12 protein-coding genes are annotated in these 15,864 nt (G+C 69.7%); 11 read left to right on the top strand and 1 reads right to left on the bottom strand.

What is annotated here, in order from left to right; translation table 11 throughout:
• Nucleotides 1-79 precede the first annotated feature (79 nt).
• Nucleotides 80-4,522, bottom strand: coding sequence for a hypothetical protein (locus VZQ01_RS34285; RefSeq protein WP_426745731.1), 4,443 nt, complete (start codon nt 4,520-4,522; stop codon nt 80-82).
• Between the two features lie 613 nt (nt 4,523-5,135).
• Here VZQ01_RS34285 and ltrA point away from each other — a divergent pair.
• From ltrA to VZQ01_RS34340, 11 genes are all read left to right on the top strand, one after another.
• Nucleotides 5,136-6,569, top strand: a complete 1,434-nt coding sequence (ltrA, locus tag VZQ01_RS34290) for a group II intron reverse transcriptase/maturase (RefSeq protein WP_426745732.1) — start codon at nt 5,136-5,138, stop codon at nt 6,567-6,569.
• A 61-nt stretch (nt 6,570-6,630) separates the two neighbouring features.
• Complete coding sequence (locus VZQ01_RS34295) at nt 6,631-7,923, top strand: glycoside hydrolase family 2 TIM barrel-domain containing protein (protein ID WP_426745734.1); 1,293 nt, start codon at nt 6,631-6,633, stop codon at nt 7,921-7,923.
• Between the two features lie 121 nt (nt 7,924-8,044).
• The gene (locus VZQ01_RS34300; protein WP_426745735.1) at nt 8,045-9,256 is read left to right on the top strand and encodes a hypothetical protein; all 1,212 of its coding nucleotides are present in this window, start codon (nt 8,045-8,047) and stop codon (nt 9,254-9,256) included.
• Nucleotides 9,257-9,263: 7 nt separating this feature from the next.
• Nucleotides 9,264-10,244, top strand: coding sequence for a HEAT repeat domain-containing protein (locus VZQ01_RS34305; RefSeq protein ID WP_223745756.1), 981 nt, complete (start codon nt 9,264-9,266; stop codon nt 10,242-10,244).
• Nucleotides 10,245-10,291: 47 nt separating this feature from the next.
• Nucleotides 10,292-10,810: a hypothetical protein gene (locus VZQ01_RS34310; protein ID WP_141323642.1), complete on the top strand. Its 519-nt coding sequence runs from the start codon at nt 10,292-10,294 to the stop codon at nt 10,808-10,810.
• Nucleotides 10,811-10,925: 115 nt separating this feature from the next.
• A complete protein-coding gene (locus VZQ01_RS34315) occupies nt 10,926-12,308 on the top strand; it encodes an ATP-binding protein (protein WP_426745736.1) in 1,383 nt (460 codons plus the stop codon).
• Nucleotides 12,295-12,846, top strand: a complete 552-nt coding sequence (locus tag VZQ01_RS34320; protein ID WP_046714908.1) for a response regulator transcription factor — start codon at nt 12,295-12,297, stop codon at nt 12,844-12,846. Before VZQ01_RS34315 ends, VZQ01_RS34320 begins: the two co-directional genes overlap by 14 nt.
• Before the next feature lie 68 nt (nt 12,847-12,914).
• Entirely contained in the window at nt 12,915-13,961 is a 1,047-nt protein-coding gene (locus VZQ01_RS34325; RefSeq protein WP_426745738.1) for a hypothetical protein, read from the top strand.
• A gap of 2 nt (nt 13,962-13,963) precedes the next feature.
• A complete protein-coding gene (locus VZQ01_RS34330) occupies nt 13,964-14,437 on the top strand; it encodes a hypothetical protein (protein ID WP_408889837.1) in 474 nt (157 codons plus the stop codon).
• A 310-nt stretch (nt 14,438-14,747) separates the two neighbouring features.
• On the top strand, nt 14,748-15,401 hold the full coding sequence (locus tag VZQ01_RS34335; protein ID WP_046714905.1) for a hypothetical protein: 654 nt from the start codon (nt 14,748-14,750) through the stop codon (nt 15,399-15,401).
• Nucleotides 15,398-15,862: a (2Fe-2S)-binding protein gene (locus tag VZQ01_RS34340; RefSeq protein ID WP_046718233.1), complete on the top strand. Its 465-nt coding sequence runs from the start codon at nt 15,398-15,400 to the stop codon at nt 15,860-15,862. Before VZQ01_RS34335 ends, VZQ01_RS34340 begins: the two co-directional genes overlap by 4 nt.
• Nucleotides 15,863-15,864: the final 2 nt, after the last annotated feature.

Here is a 15,864-nt window from a genome sequence, read left to right on the forward strand (position 1 = left end):
GGCCCGCTCCAGGGAGCCACCCCTTTTGGCGGGCGCGGGCCCGCGGAGGTCCGCGAGCCCGCACCCGGAGTCAAGACGATTAGATGGTGATGCCGGCCGTCATGAAGACGACCTCGGCGGCGCGCACATCGCCCAGGCCCGTGAAGCTGGCCGTGTCGATGAGCAGCGTCCACTCGCCCAACAGGCTCCGGTCATAGAAGGAGTTGTTGGCCGGCGTGGAGCCGCCCGGCGCCACGCTGCACGCGTCCGTGAAGGCCGCGCCCTGGAACGGGGTGGAGCACGCCGGGTCGGCGACGTCGCACGCGGGCGGGCCGGAGACGCAGGCGGTGAAGGGCACGTAGTGGAGCACCTGCCGCGTCCCGCCGGAGGTGTACTCGTCCCGGTCCACCAGCTCGAACTCGGCGAAGTAGTTGCCGAGCTTGAACCCGTCCATGGTGTCGCGCACCAGCACCGCCGGCACCGACACGGAGGCGCCCGTGGCCGTGACGACGTTGACGCGCACGTTGCGCACGCGGTGGCCCTTGCGCAGCGACAGCACGGTGGAGGCACTCACGTCCGTGGGCGTCACCTGGAAGCGCGCCGCCCGGTACGTCGTCCCGGCGGTGACCAGATCTCCCAGCGCCTTCATGCGCTCGGACTCGTTGACGGTGAGCGGGTGGAAGTCGGTGGCGGCCAGGCGGCGATAGTACGGCGTCAGGCTCATCACCGTGTGCGTGGGCAGGCTGTCCAGGTGCTGCACCAGTCGCGTCTTCATGTCCGGGTAGTTGGCCAGGTTGAAGTCGTAGTTCTCGCGGAACGTCACGGGGATGGCGCTGTCGCCGGTGGACGCGTCGAAGGGCAGGTACTGGTACTCGGCCACGCGGATGAGCTCCCAGTAGCGGATGGAGAGCTGGTCCAGCGTGCGCAGCGCGCGGGCGTACACCTGCTGACCGATGAGCAGCTGGTCGAACTTGCGCAGCTCCGTGCCGTTGCCGAAGGCCAGGATGTCGTTGAGCGCGTCACGCGCGGCCACCGAGTTGCGCTGGCGCAGCGTCACCAGGTCCCGCTCCATCAGCGCCAGCCGGTACTCCGCCTGGGCCTTGGTGACCTGGGCCTGGAGGTCCATCAGGTCCAGCGTCATCTCCACCTGCGACTGGGAGAGGATCTCCTTCTTCACCTCGTCGGAGATGATGCTGCGCGCGGGCTTCTTCTGGTTGCCGGAGACGATGTCCCACAGCTCGGTGCCGCCGCTCTTGAGCTTGTCCTTGAAGGGCTTGCTCGCGGCGGCGTTGGCGGCGCTCGTCTTGATGGCGTCCCACAGCAGGGTCTGGATGGAGCCGCTCTCGCTGCTGGGCGCGCCCGCGCCGGCCACGGGCGTGCCGCTGGACTCCGACTGGAAGCTCTTCTTCACCTCGCTCCACAGGGACTCGGCCGCCTTGCCCGCCAGGTCCGCCAGGAACTCGCCGCCGTAGGCCGCGGCCACCGTGCCGACCAGGTCCAGCAGGAACTCACCGAAGCCCTTGCTGGTGTTGTAGTGGTCCGTGATTCGCTGGTCCGTGGCCTGGATGTTCTCGGTCATCAGCTGAATCGCCGCCTTGCGGTTGTTCATGGACTGCTGGAGCGCGGACATGGAGGCGTTCGCCACGGTGATGCGCTGGTCGGCCACCACCTTCTCCGCCTCCAGCACGCCGACGTCCGCGTTGAGCGCGGCCTGGTTCTGGGACATCCACGCGGACAGCTGCGTGCCGTTGGCCAGCGTGAGCCACTGGTTCACGGAGCTGTCGAGCACGTCGTAGAGCGAGTCGAACTCCGCGCGCAGCTGCTCGTAGCGCAGGTGGGGGTTGAAGGGCGTGTCCTTGGCCAGGCCGTAGAAGTTGCGCTGGCTCTGCAGGAAGCTCAGGCGCGTGACGTCGTGGGCCATCAGCGGGCACAGCGAGCCGTAGAGGTACAGGTCCGCGAAGGGACGGCCCGCCGCGGGCGTCTCGTCACACACCAGGCCCGCCTGGGCGAGGATGCCGCCCATCTCCATGATGTTCTGCAGGTAGTGGAAGCCCGCGCGCTGCAGCTCGCCCCGCTTGAAGAGGGCGTTGGCGTGGGACTGCGACACGCGCCAGGACTGGGGCGCGAGCAGGGCGCGCAGCATGTCCACGTCGCGGCGCATCGAGCGCAGCACCTTCTGCGTGCCCGCCGTGCCCGCGGCGCCCGCCACGCCGTCATTGGCCTTGGTGCCGACGTAGCAGGTGCGCGTCTCGTCGCGAGGCACGCAGAGGTAGTCGTCGTAGAACTCGCAGCTGCCCGGAGGCGCCTCCTGCACCACCACCTGCACCGTCCGGGACAGGCGCTTGCCGGCGATGCCCTTCTTGCCGGACAGCGGCGCGGTGGTGACGATCTCCGCGCGGGTGTCGACGTAGCGGCCGTTGTAGGAGTCCCCCAGCGTCACGTCGTGCCAGGTCTGGATTTGATTCCGGCACGCCAGGTCCCCGAAGAAGGGGCTGTTGCGGCAGGTGGAGTCGGAGCAGTCCTTGTAGCCGTCGTTGTCGTTGTCCAGGCCGTCCGTGCACTGGGCGAAGGTGTTCTCCTGCGCGCCGCACACGTTGCCGGCCAGCGGGCTGTTGTTGCACTGGAAGTCGGAGCAGTCCGAGTAGTAGTCGCCGTCGTTGTCGATGCCGTCCGAGCAGGTGGCGGCGGTGGCCTCCTGGAGGAACGGGTAGGTGTCCGGCTCGCAGACCTTCACGTAGGGGTTGCCGGCGCAGCCGGGGTCCTGGCAGTCCACCTTGCCGTCACCGTCGTTGTCGAGGCCGTCCGAGCAGTTGAGCACCGTGCGCTCGCTGCCGCAGGCGTTCAGCACGCGGGGGTTGTAGCGGCACTCCTTGTCCGCGCAGTCCACGTCACCGTCGACGTCGTTGTCCGTGCCGTCCGAGCAGGCCGCGTCGTTGGTCTCCTCCAGGCCCGTGGTGAGCAGGAGCACCGGGCCCAGGCCGCAGTACGCGTTGCCGTGGCAGCCCGGGTCCGCGCAGTCACCCAGCCCGTCGCCGTCGTTGTCGATGAGGTCCGTGCACTCCTCGTCGCCGCCCTCGCCCGCGGTGCCGCAGGTGGTCGCGAAGTTCTTGCAGCCGAAGTCGGCGCAGTCGACGAAGCCGTCGCCGTCGTTGTCGTGGCCGTCCTGGCACGTCTCCTCGGAGAACTCGCTGTTGGCCGCGCGGCTCTGCTGACAGAAGCCGCGCTGGCTGCACTCCGGGTCCAGACAGTCCGTCTTGCCGTCGTTGTCGTTGTCCTTGCCGTCGCTGCAGGACTCGGCGGAGGCCTCGCGCTGGATGGGGCCCCAGGACGCGTCCGCGCACACGGTGACGTGCGGGTTCTTGGAGCAGGCGTAGTCCTCGCAGTCGGTGTAGCCGTTGAGGTCGTTGTCCTTGCCGTCGCTGCACTGGGTGTTGTCCGCCTCCGTGCGCGAATCACACAGCGCGATGGCGGGGTTCCAGCGGCACTTCAGGCTGTGGCAGGGGCCGTCCTCGTCCTGGAAGCACTGCTCGGGTGTGATGGGGGAGGCCTTGTGGGGCTCGTTGACGACGCCGGGACCGATGAGCGAGGTGTAGCGGATGACGACGTCGCCGGAGTGGCCGCCCTTGCCGCCGTTGCTGCCGTGGCCGGCTTGCGCGGTGGGGGTGCCGCTGCAGCTCACCTTCGGGTCCGGGCCGTAGTTGCCGGTGATGGTGGTGGTGGGCGGGGAGCCCGTGGCGTCGACGCCCGTCCAGCCATCCTCGCCCTTCTGGCCGGAGGTGGTGACGCGCACGCCGTTGAGGACGTTGGTGTAGAGCACGAAGCTGCCGCCGTTGAGGCCGTCGCGGCCCGGGGGCACGACGCGGTCCATCGGGTCCGCGTCCTGCTGCGGCGTGCGCGCGCCCGGCGTGGTGCGCACGGAGAAGCCGCGCGAGGTGAAGCCGCCGGAGGCGACGACGAGGGTGGCGCCGCCCGTCTGCACCGGGGCGGCCAGCTCCACGAGGGGCGCGACGATGACGATGACCTTGTGGTCCAGGGTGCCCGTGTCCTGCTGCGTGGGCTCGAACAGGTTGGCGCACGCGTGGGTGGAGGAGCAGGCGTTGGAGGCCAGCGTCTGCCAGGTGACGACGGGGCTCTGGGCGGAGATGACGCCATCGGCCTGGGGCAGCAGGGCTTGGTGGCCCTTGAGGAAGACGGGGTAGTCGCGCGCGTAGGACGTCAGCAGGCGCACCTTGTCGGTGGGCTGGTGGCGCGTCTGGAGCACGCCGCGCAGGTCGGCGAAGCGCGGGTCGGGCAGCACCGCGAGCAGCTCGCTCACCGTGGTGTCCATGGAGGCGGGCGCCGCGGGCAGCCCACGCAGCTCCGAGAAGTCCATGGGCGAGGAGAACGCCAGCGGCTGCGCCGTCGTCGCGGTCTCCAACTGCTCGTCTCCGGCCGGACGGGCGGTCTCCGGCAGGCCGTTGTCGCCACAGGCGCCCAGCACCAGCGCGGCCGCCAGACCCCAGACTCTCCGCCGGTCCCGGCGGATGTTTCGCAAGAAGTTCATTGTGATTGGTCCTTTGCTGGGGTGCTGAACGGACCCGGGTGGATTTCTTCCCGCGATTTGTCTGGCGTTATCCTCCGCGCCCATGGTGCGTCCTGAAGGACGAGAAAGAGGAGCACGTCCATGCTCCACCAGACCTGCGGGTGAGAGTCCCGTCCGGGTAGACACCGGAGTGCCCGGTAGCAGGCCCCAGCCGGTCGCCGAGAGGCGGCAGGCCACAGCGGGGCGTCAAAAGCCTCCGACAGGGAGGGAGCAAGAGCACGGGCCGCAACATGAAGTGAAGCCTGCCGCCTCGACAGAGACACAATGGGAGAGCCGAGCCGAGCATGTCACGGTGAAGGCCAGGTCCGCTGCGGACGAGTCCGGGTGTGAAGCAGCGGAACTCCCCGGGGTATGGGGCGCGGCACGTGTTCAAGGAGTGGTGGGGAACAGGAGAGACCCGACTGCGCAGCCGTCGTCGCGGCAGGGCCCCGCGTATAAGCCGAAGGCGAAAGCGAGGGGAGTGCAGCGGGAGTCCGAGGGGGCCGTAGTACCGATGAGGGGCGTGCAGGACAACGCGCCCGGAGGGAAGGGCCCCTGCTTGAGTGGTGCTTGGGTGGGAGGTAAGCGCGAGGGCATGAGCCGCCACGGCGGCTCCAATCTCCCCGGTGGACCAGAGTCCACCGACAAAGTTCGACGACTCCAGCGCAAGCTCTTCGTGGCAGCCAAGCGGTGCAAGGAGCGCCGTTTCCATGCGCTGTATGACCGAGTCCACCGGAGTGACGTCCTGTGGGAAGCGTGGGAGCGGGTTCGACGCAACAAGGGCGCGGCTGGCGTGGATGGAGTCACGCTGGCGGCGGTGGAGCGGTACGGCGCGCAGCGGCTGGTAGAGGAGCTGGGCGAGGTGCTGCGAGCAGGAGCGTACAGGCCGCCCGCGGTACTGAGGCGGTACATCCCCAAGGCGGACGGGAAGCGAAGGCCGCTGGGCATTCCGGCGGTGAAGGACCGCATCGTGCAGATGGCGGTGAAGTTGGTGCTGGAGCCGGTATTCGAGGCGGACTTCCTGCCGTCCTCGTATGGCTTCCGGCCTCGCCGAAGCGCGTTGCAGGCCCTGGAGCGCATCCGGGAGGTAGTCAATGCCGGATGTCGCCACGTGCTCGACGCGGATATCCGCGATTACTTCGGCAGCATCGAGCATGAGCTGCTGATGGAGCGGGTGGAGCGACGGGTGTCGGACCGCAGGGTGCTCAAGCTGCTGAGGCAGTGGCTGAGTGCGGGAGTGGTAGAAGAGGGCCGGTACTCCGAGACGGTCTCGGGGACGCCGCAGGGCGGAGTGGTTTCTCCGTTGCTCTCCAACATCTACCTGCACTTCTTCGACAGCGTGTGGCAGCGGCAGTGCGCGCGGGTAGGCGAGCTGGTGCGCTACGCGGATGACTTCGTGGTGCTGTGCAAAAGCCGCGAAGCTGTCGAGGAGGCTGAACGAAGAGTGCGAATCATCTTCGAGAGGCTGAAGCTACGACTGCATCCGGAGAAGACGCGGCGAGTGGAACTCACCGAGGGCAAGGAAGGCTTCGACTTCCTGGGCTGTCACCTGCATCAACGCATGTCGGGCAAGCTGCTGGAGGAGCGTGGCCTCAAGCGCTACTACCTGCACAGATGGCCGTCAGCGCGGAGCATGAAGCGGGTGAGGGCCCGGGTGAAGGAGCTGACGAGTCGTCAGCGGTACGGGGTGAAGGACGTGCGAGTCATCATCGCCGACCTGAATCCGGTGCTGCGAGGGTGGGGCAACTACTTCCGCAGCGGGAATGCAGCCCGGAAGTTCAATCAGCTCGACTCCTACGTGTGCAGGCGGCTGCACCAGTTCATGGTGAAGCGCAGGGGAAGGAACCTGCGAGCCGGACAGGCTCACGAGTGGAATCGGGAATGGTTCTGGGGACAGGGGCTCCACCGATTGCGTGGGACGATTCGTTACCCGAAACCGTGCATGCTGCACGACAACACTCTCGTTAAGCCGTATGCGGGAAAACCGCACGTACGGTTTGAAAGGAGGCGGGTGGAAACGGGCCGCTGACCGGTACCGCGCCACCCATCTACCAATGGCCCCTACGCTTCGCTGTCCTGGCGTCGTCCTGGTGTGGCTGTTCGCGGTGGTGCTGTCCGTAGGTCCGGTGGCGGAGGCCCGGACCACCCTGGTGAAGGGGGAGGGCGGCTGGAGCTTGCAGGTGGATGGCCGCCCCCATGTCGCCAAGGGGGTGACGTTCAGCGGCAGCGCGGGCTCGGCCGCGTACGAGCAGGACTGCGCGCGGCTCGCGGCGCTCGGCGTCAATACCTTGAGGACCTGGGGAGTGGGGCCGCAGACGCAGCCGCTGCTGGACGCGGCGCACAAGCACGGGCTCAAGGTGCTCGTCGGGCTGTGGATGCGGCATGGCCAGCCCGGCGCGGAGGACGACGACTCGTTCGACTATCTCACCGACACGGCGGGCATGAAGAAGCAGCGCGAGGACACGCTGGAGAGCGTGCGGCGCTACAAGGACCACCCGGCGGTGCTCGCGTGGGGCGTGGGCAACGAGGTCATCCTCAACAGCCCCAACGACGCGGCGAAGGAGGCCTACGCCCGCTTCCTGGAGGGCGTGGTCCGGGACATCAAGAAGGTGGACGACGCGCACCCCGTCATCTCGGTGGATGCGTGGGTGCTCGCGGTGAAGTGGTGGGAGAAGCTCGTCCCGTCGCTGGATGCCTACGGCCTCAATGTCTATGGACGGGGGCTCCAGGCGCTGCCGGAGGCGCTGCGCAAGGAGGGCGCCACCAAGCCCTGGCTCATCACCGAGTTCGGCGCGCAGGGCGAGTGGGACGCGCCCAAGGATGAGCGGGGCGTCCCGCGCGAGCCCGATGACCGGGAGAAGTACGCCGTCATCGTCGACGCGTGGAACACGCTGCTCGCGCCGCACGTGCGCGCCGGTGACTGTCTGGGGCTCTTCGTCTTCAACTTCAGCTCCACGTTCGACCACACCAGCCTGTGGCTCGGCATGCTGTCGGGCAAGTCGACGCGGCCCGCGTGGCACGCCGTGCGAGAGGCGTACACCGGGCAGAAGCCCCAGCCGCCCCTGCCGGAGGTGGGCGCGCTCGTCGTCCAGGGCGTGAAGAAGGAGACCTCGGGCTCCTGGGCGGACGTGGCCTTCGAGGTGAAGGACCCGCAGGGCCGGCCGCTGGACATCTCCTTCGCGTACAACTTTCGGGGCGCGGCCACCCGCTTCGAGCGCGGTGAGGTCATCCGCCTGCGCGCCACGCCGGGTGCCACACCGAACTCATGGCGCGTGAAGCTCCCCTCGGTGAAGGGCCCCATCAAGCTGTACGGGCTGGCGAAGGACGCCTCTGGCAACCTGATGACGGCCACCACCTCCGTGCTCATTTCCTCTGCGCCATGAGCCGTTCCGCCGTGTCGTGGAAAGGCAGAGCGAATTGTATCTTCGAAGGAATACTGTAATTATCTGATTTCTGAGATTTTAAGGTCTGGGTGATTGGAGCACGTAGTAGGGTCGGCGCGGCATGCGTCCCGAATCGTCTTCGCGCTCCACCTCCTCGGGCCGGCTGTCGCGCCATCGCGTGGTCGCCGTGCTCGTGGGTGGGCTGTTGCTGGTGTTGGTCGTGGGGGTGGTGGCCTCCTGGCGTGGGAACTCCGCGCCCTCGACTCCGGTGCCGGCTGTTGGCGTCACGCCCGACGGAGGGGCCCCGCATCGGGGCGCTCGCGCGGGTGGGCGGGCCTTGGCCGCGGCCCAAGAGGAGGAGGCCGTCGAGGCTGCGCCCCGGTACGACGCCACCACCTGCTGGCGGGAGCTGGAGCGCTTCAACGACGGCGTGAGCGTGGAGACGTTCCGCGAGTGGGCGGCGCCGCTGCTCGCGTCGAGAGACCCGCTGGTCCGGATGTACCTCAAGGAGCGGCTGACGGAGCTCATCGGCGGAGACGCGAGCAAGGCGCGCGAGGTGTTGGAGTGGACGCGCGAGGCGGGGCCGAAGGAGTTCAAGGTCTTCGCGATGGCGCTGAAGGACTCGGACGCGGTGCACCTGCCGGAGGTGTCCCGACGCATCCTGGAGCTGGGGCTGGACGTGGAGCTGTCGCCCGAGCGGCGCGCGGGGGTGTTGTCCGCGTTGGACACGCAGAAGCAGCTCTCCCCCGACGCGCTGTCGAAGCTCTCGGACTTCGCCAAGGACCCGGCCTCGGGTGAGGCGGGGTGGGCGGCGGCGCGGACCATCGCCCGGGTGATGAAGAACGACTACGGGCGCACGGCGAACGCGGCGCCCTACCTGGACTCGCTGTTGACCATCGGCACGCAGTCGCTCGACGAGCACGTGCGCTACATGGCGCTCTCCACTCCGATGGAGACGGCGCCGGTGCTGGATGCGCGCGCCACGGACGGCTACGCGAAGGTGCTCACCACCGAGGGCAGCCCCGACGCGCGCGGCGCCGCGGCGCACAACCTGGCCCTGTCCGAGGACCGGACGAAGGTGCTGGACACCTTCACGCGCGCCTTCGAGCCGGAGCAGGACGTGTGCGTGAGATGGGCGCTGTTCCGCTTCTCCGCGCGCGCCGCGGGACAGGAGGCGCTGCCCGTCATGGCGAAGATGGCGCTCATCGACCCGCGCTTCCAGCCGCTGTACCAGGACTTTGAGCGCATCTACGCCAGCGGCGTCGTGGACTTCGAGCGCGTGTGGAACGCGCTGGCGGACCAGGACCCCCTCGGCTGTCTCCACCACGACTGAGCCCTCCATGACGCGCACCTCGTCTTTTCTCCGAGCCCTTCGCCTGCTGGCCCTGTCGTCGCTCCTGCTGTCCGTCCCTTCCTGGTCCGCGCCGCCTCCCGAGCTCCAGCCGGAGACGTGCTCGGTGGAGGGGCTGATGGACTCCATCCGTCGAGGGCTCCAGTCGAAGTCGCCCGCGTACCGGCGCTACCTGCGCGAGCTGTTGAAGGAGTCCGCCGTCACGCTGCCCGAGGCGCAGCTGCGCGCGGCCTTCGAGCGCGAGACGGAGCCCGTCATGGTGGAGCACCTGGCGGCGGCCCTGGCGGCGAAGACGGACCGGGGCGAGAGCCCGGGCACGCTCCAGCTCGTGGCGAAGCGCGCGCTCGGGGACGCGGACCCGGCGGTGCGAGCGGCCGCCACGCGCGCGCTGCGGCGCACGAGCGCGGAGGAGCACACCGGGGACATGTACTCGCGGCTGGTGCGGGACGCCTCGCCCCAGGTCCGCGAGGAGGCCGCGACGAACCTCATCGAGGACAACCAGTTCGTCTACGCGGGCATGCACGGGCCGTCGTCGGACCTGGCGGTGGCGGCCGCCGCGGCGTCCCATGACGCGAAGGTGACGGCGAGAATCCTGGGCAACATCTCCACCGCGGCCATCGGCGCGGGTTCCGCCGGGGCGCTGCACACGCTGCTGGGCAGCGATGACGCGCAGGTGCGCGCGTCGGCGGCGACGGCGCTGGGCGGGGTGCCCGCGTCGGAGATGGCGCGCGCGCGTCAGACGCTCGGCGCGCTGTATCGCGCCGAACAGGACGTGGGTGTGCGGACGGCCATCCTCCAGAGCCTCGCGCGGCTGGGGTTCCAGGGCGCGGTGCCGGAGCTTCGGGCGCTGCGGAGTGTCGACCCCAGGCTGGTGGCCGAGGTCGACGCCTGGATTGGCGCGTTGAGTACCGGTCTTCAGGAGTGGAGCCTGCTCCTGAGGGAGAAGCAGCGGTTGCGTCAGGCTCGCTGAGCAGCAGTCCTTCTGGGGGCCGCACAGTCGGCCCGAAAGGAACAACGATGCGTAGCTCCAAGTCGCGCCTGATGGCGCTGGCGGCCCTGGTCTCCCTTCCCACGGCCGCGCTCGCGTACACCGCCGTGGCGCCGTATCCGAGCACCGTGACGGCCACCACGTACTACTCGAGCGGCACGTACCACGGCGCCGTGGACGTGGCGAACTCGCGCTGCAACTACTGGGGGGCCCAGACGGGCGTGTCCGCCACCGTCTACTGGAACGTGACGGTGCGCACCTCGGGCGTGGTGTGCAACGGCAACGGCAGCGGCAACCAGAACGAGGCGAAGCTCAACCTCGGCAGCGGTTGGTCCTTCCGTCAGTGGCATTGGATCAAGACCAGTGACTCGTATGACCGCACGTGCAACCGCTGCCAGGTCGGAAACCTGGGCGGCACGGGCAACGCCACCGGTCCCCACTCCCACTTCCAGAAGGACCAGTACGGCACCAAGAACACGTCCTGGTACTCCTCGTACACGTCGAAGGGCGAGGCCTTGGACCGTGGTGAGCTGATGGGCTACATCTAACCGAAGCCCCGCACCGGCCAGGGAAGCGGGGCGTCGTGTTCCTCCTCCCTGGCCCGGTGCCCCTGCGTCAACTTGACGCGCTCGCGGACCGGGGGCTTACGGGTTACAAGGAGGCGTGTTCCGCCCGCCCTCCGACTCGCAGGCGGCCCCGCGTGGCTCGCCGGCGTCGAGACAACCTCCGCCTCGCTCCGCGTTCCACCGCTCCGCGCAGGACATGGTGGACCTGCTGTCGTCCAGCGCGATTGCGCTGCGGTGGCTCGCGCGCCTGCGCTGGCACGCGGTGGCGGGCACGGGGCTCACCATCATCGTGGCCGTGCGGGTGCTGATGCTCGACCTGCCGGTGGTACCGCTGCTCGCGCTGGTGGCGACGACGGGTGTGTCCAACCTGCTCTTGACGCTGTGGCTGCGCCGGGGGCCGGTGGTGAAGACGCACCACCTGGGTGGCGTGCTCGCGTTCGACACGATGCTGCTGACGGCGATGCTCGCGCTCTCCGGGGGGCCGGACAACCCGTTCGCCATGCTGTACCTGGTGCACGTGTCGCTGGCGGCGCTCGTGCTGGGGCGGCGCTGGATTGTCTGCCTGTGCATGCTGTCCGTGCTGGGGCCCATGGCGCTGATGCAGTGGCACGTGCCGCTGGTCGAGGTGGCGCATGTGGCCAGTCCCATGCCGCCGCACTCTCGCCATGTGCTGGGGCTGTGGGTCGCCTTCGCGCTGACGGTGATGCTCATCGCGCTGATGGTGGCGCGGGTGTCGGCGGCGCTCCGGGACAGACAGGAGGCGCTGGTGCGCGCCCAGTTGCTCGCGGCGCGGGCGGAGAAGCTGGCCTCGCTGAGCACCCTGGCGGCGGGCGCCGCGCACGAGCTGGGCTCCCCGTTGGGCACCATCGCCATCGCGGCCAACGAGTTGGAGGCGCTCATCCAGGAGGAGCCGAACGAGGCGCTCGAGGACGCCAGGCTCATCCGCGACCAGGTGGAGCGCTGCCGGGACATCCTGGAGCGCATGAGCGCGCGCGCGGGGCAGACCTACGGCGAGGTGCCCGAGCGCACCACGACGGGCGCGGTGCTCGGGCTGCTGCGCGAGCAGCTGTCGGCCGGGGAGCTCTCGCGGCTGCGCTTCACGCAAGGGCCCGACGTGTCGCTGTTCTTCCCCACGCGCGGGCTGGTGCAGGTGCTGGCCAACCTGGTGCGCAACGCGCTGCACGCGAGCGAGGCGTCGCAGGCGCCCGTCACGTTGAGCGTGCACGGCGACGCGGAGGGCACCGCCTTTGTGGTGGAGGACCAGGGCACGGGCATCCCCCGCGAGGTGCTGGAGCGCGTGGGCGAGCCGTTCTTCACCACCAAGCCAGCGGGGCAGGGCATGGGGCTGGGGCTGTTCCTGGGTCAGACGTTCGCGGAGCTGTGCGGCGGACGACTGGAGCTGGATACGGAAGAGGGCCGGGGCACGCGCGCCACGCTCGTGCTGCCGTGCCGGAGGGAGGCTGTCCATGCAGCGGCCTGAGACCTCCGCGGTGGTGCTCGTCATCGACGACGACGAGCCCTATCGCGAGCGATTGGTGCGCGCCTTCGGGCGCAAGGGCTTTACCGCGCACGGCGTGGGCAGCGCGAAGGAGGCGCTCGAGCTGGCGCCGTCGGTGCGCCCCGGCTACGCCGTCATCGACCTGAAGCTGCCGGATGGCTCGGGGCTCGACCTGGTGCGCGAGCTCAAGGCGCTGGATGCGCGCACGACGATGGTGGTCCTCACCGGCTACGGGAGCATCGCCACGGCGGTGGAGGCCGTGCGCCGTGGGGCCACGCACTACCTCTCCAAGCCCGTGGACGTGGACGACATCCTGCTGGCCTTCGCGGGCGCCACGCTGCCCGCCGGAGAGGCCGCGGCCCTGGAGCACCAGGTGCCCTCGCTGGCGCGCGCGGAGTGGGAGCACATCCAGCGGGTGCTCGCGGACTGTGGCGGCAACATCTCCCAGGCCGCCCGTCTGCTGCGCATCCAGCGCCGCAGCCTCCAGCGCAAGCTGTCCAAGCACCCCGTGCGGCAGTGAGACGGAGTGACGCGGGGTGCGTCACCAAGACGCACGATGCGGCCCGCGCCCTTCGTTAGTGTGGCGGCGTGCGAATCGTCTGCCTCGTTGTCCTCGTCCTCCTCGCTCCGGGCTGTGAGCGTCGCTCCTCGCGCGGGGGCGCCGGCTGGAAGGCCGTGGACGGCGGCATCGTCTGCGAGGGCGGAGGGCTGCAGCACGTGGCCTGTACGGGCCTGTACGGCGAGGGTGGCAAGGGCTGGGAGAAGCGCGCGGTGGCCGCCGGGATTCGCGCCTTCGAGCCCGGCCTGCAGCTCTGGAGCGACGGGCTGGAGAAGTCGCGCTTCATCCAGCTGCCACCCGGGACGCGCATCGACACCTCGCGCCCGGACGAGTGGCGTTTTCCTCCCGGCACGAAGCTCTGGAAGGAGTTCCGCTGGAAGGGAAGGCCCATCGAGACGCGGCTCTTGTGGAAGAAGTCCGAGGGCAAGTGGCTGCGGACGACGTACCGCTGGAGCGACGACGGCCAGCAGGCCACCGAGCTCACCGACGGCGAGAAGAACGTGCCGGGGACCCCGGGCCATGAAATCCCGAGCCAGGTGGACTGCCTGACGTGCCACGGAGGGCGCGAGGACGAGGTGCTCGGCTTCGAGGCCGTGGCGCTCGGGCACGAGGCGGCGCGGGGACTGACGCTGGCGAAGCTGGTGGAGGAGGGCCTGCTCACCCATCCCCCCGAGCCTCCGCCGCGAATCCCGGGGAGCGAGGTGGACCGCGCGGCGCTGGGCTACCTGCACATGAACTGCGGCGTGTCCTGTCACAACACCAACCCGCTGGCGTTGGGCGGAAGCGGCGGGCTGCTGTTGCGCCTGGAGGCCGCGGAGCTGGGCTCGGTGCACCTGACGGATGCGTGGAAGACGGCGGTGGGCGTGCGCTCCATCTTCCGCACCACGGGGCTGTTCGGAGATGCCGTGCCTCGCATCGCTCCGGGGGACGTGAAGCGCAGCACCTTGTTCCACCGCATGAGCGCTCGCGGACTTCCCGTCCAGATGCCTCCCCTCGGCACCCACGTGGTGGATGAGCAGGGGCGCGGAGTGGTCCAGCGCTGGATTGAGTCCATGCCCGCCACGGCGGAGAGGTGAGCGTGAGCGCGTACCCGGTGGTGCTCTTCCTTCATTCGTGGGTGCGCTGGGCGGTGGTGCTGCTGGGCGTGCTCGCGCTGGGAAGGGCGCTTCGGGGCTGGAGCGGGGGGCGTGAGTGGACGCGCGGGGACCGGCGGCTCCAGGTGTTCTGCGTGTCCGCCTTCGACACGCAGATGCTGTTGGGGATGGTGCTCTATTCGGGCCTGAGCCCGTTCACGCCCTTCTCGCTGCAAGGCGGTCTGCGCGAGAGCCTGGCCCACCCGACGCTGCGCTTCTTCGGCATCGAACACCCGACGCTGATGCTGCTGGCGTTGGTTGCCGCGCACATGGGGTCCGCGTTGAGCCAGCGCGCGGACGTGCCGGTGACGCGGCACCGCGCCTGGGCCCTGGGGCTGCTCGTCGCGATGGGGCTGGTCGCGTGCGCCATCCCGTGGGCCGGGTTGTCCCAGGGGCGTCCCCTGTTTCGAGGTTTCTGAGGTCCTCGCCCATGTATGACTTCCTCTGGATGATGTTCGTGGTGGCTCCCTCGGTGCCCCGGGCGCCGAGCCTCAAGCGAGCGCCGAGGGCCGCGCTGTCGGAGCGCACCCGGAAGGGGCCTGGCGAGGCGCCTCCCACGCCCCCGGCGAGGCGCGCGCGACGCCCGGTGGGCAAGACGCGTCGTCCTCGCGACCCCTCCGCAAGGTGAAGTGGGAAAGGGGCGTGTGACTCCCACCTCCACGTTCAGTGGCGGGAGTCCGTGGAACATTCGGCTTGAGCAGGGGGGCGACATGCCAGAACCTTGTCGCGATGAAGCTCGCCCTTCCGGTCATGGCCTCCGTGTTCTTCCTCGCGGGCGCCGGAGGATGTCGGCGTCAGCCCGATACCGAGGCTGCGCAGTGGGAGCCGCTTCCGCGGGTCGACGCCCGCGAGCTGCGCTCCCTGGACATGTTCCAGCGCATCGAGGACCCGAAGCAGCGCTCCCGGGCGCTGTTCCTCGAAGCCAGTCGCGTGCTGCTGCATCCGCGCTGCGCGAACTGCCATCCGGATGGGGACAGCCCCTTCCAGGAGATGGGCTTCAAGCCGCATGACCCGCCCGTGACGCGAGGCCCCGAGGGCTTCGGCGTCGTGGGCATGGAGTGCGCGGGCTGTCACCAGGACCGCAACCAGGCGCTGACGCGCGTGCCGGGGGCGCCGAACTGGCACCTGGCGCCGCTGTCCATGGCCTGGGTGGGCAAGAGCCCCCGGCAGGTGTGCGAGCAGCTCAAGGACCCCGCGAGGAACGGAGGCAAGACGTTGGCGCAAATCGTCGAGCACAACGCGCATGACGAGCTGGTGGCGTGGGGTTGGACGCCGGGCTCCGGGCGGGAGCCCGCGCCGGGCACCCAGGAACAGTTCGGCGCGCTGGTGGGCGCGTGGGTGGAGACGGGCGCGGAGTGCCCCAGCGAGGAGGCGCGGCCATGAGCATTCGCGTGAAGGTCAACGGCGTGGACCAGGTGCTGGACGTGGACCCGGAGATGCCGCTGTTGTGGGCGCTGCGCGACGTGCTCGGGCTGACCGGGACGAAGTACGGCTGCGGTGAGGCGCTGTGCGGCGCGTGCAGCGTGCACCTGGACGGGCAGGTGGTGCGCGCGTGCGTGACGCCCATCCGCCGCGCGGACGGGCACAGCGTCACCACCATCGAAGGCCTGTCGCCGGACGGCAGCCATCCGCTCCAGCGCGCGTGGGTGGAGATGGGCGTGCCGCAGTGCGGGTTCTGCCAGTCGGGACAGCTGATGTGCGCGGCGGCGCTGCTGGTGAAGAAGCCGCGGCCGACGGACCAGGACATCGACCAGTCGCTCGCGGGCAACCTCTGCCGCTGTGGGACGTACACGCGCATCCGCGCGGCCGTGAAGAAGGCCGCGGGCACGCCCGACGCGAAGTGACG

Source organism: Myxococcus faecalis, assembly GCF_050039385.1.
Taxonomy (GTDB): Bacteria; Myxococcota; Myxococcia; order Myxococcales; family Myxococcaceae; genus Myxococcus; species Myxococcus fulvus.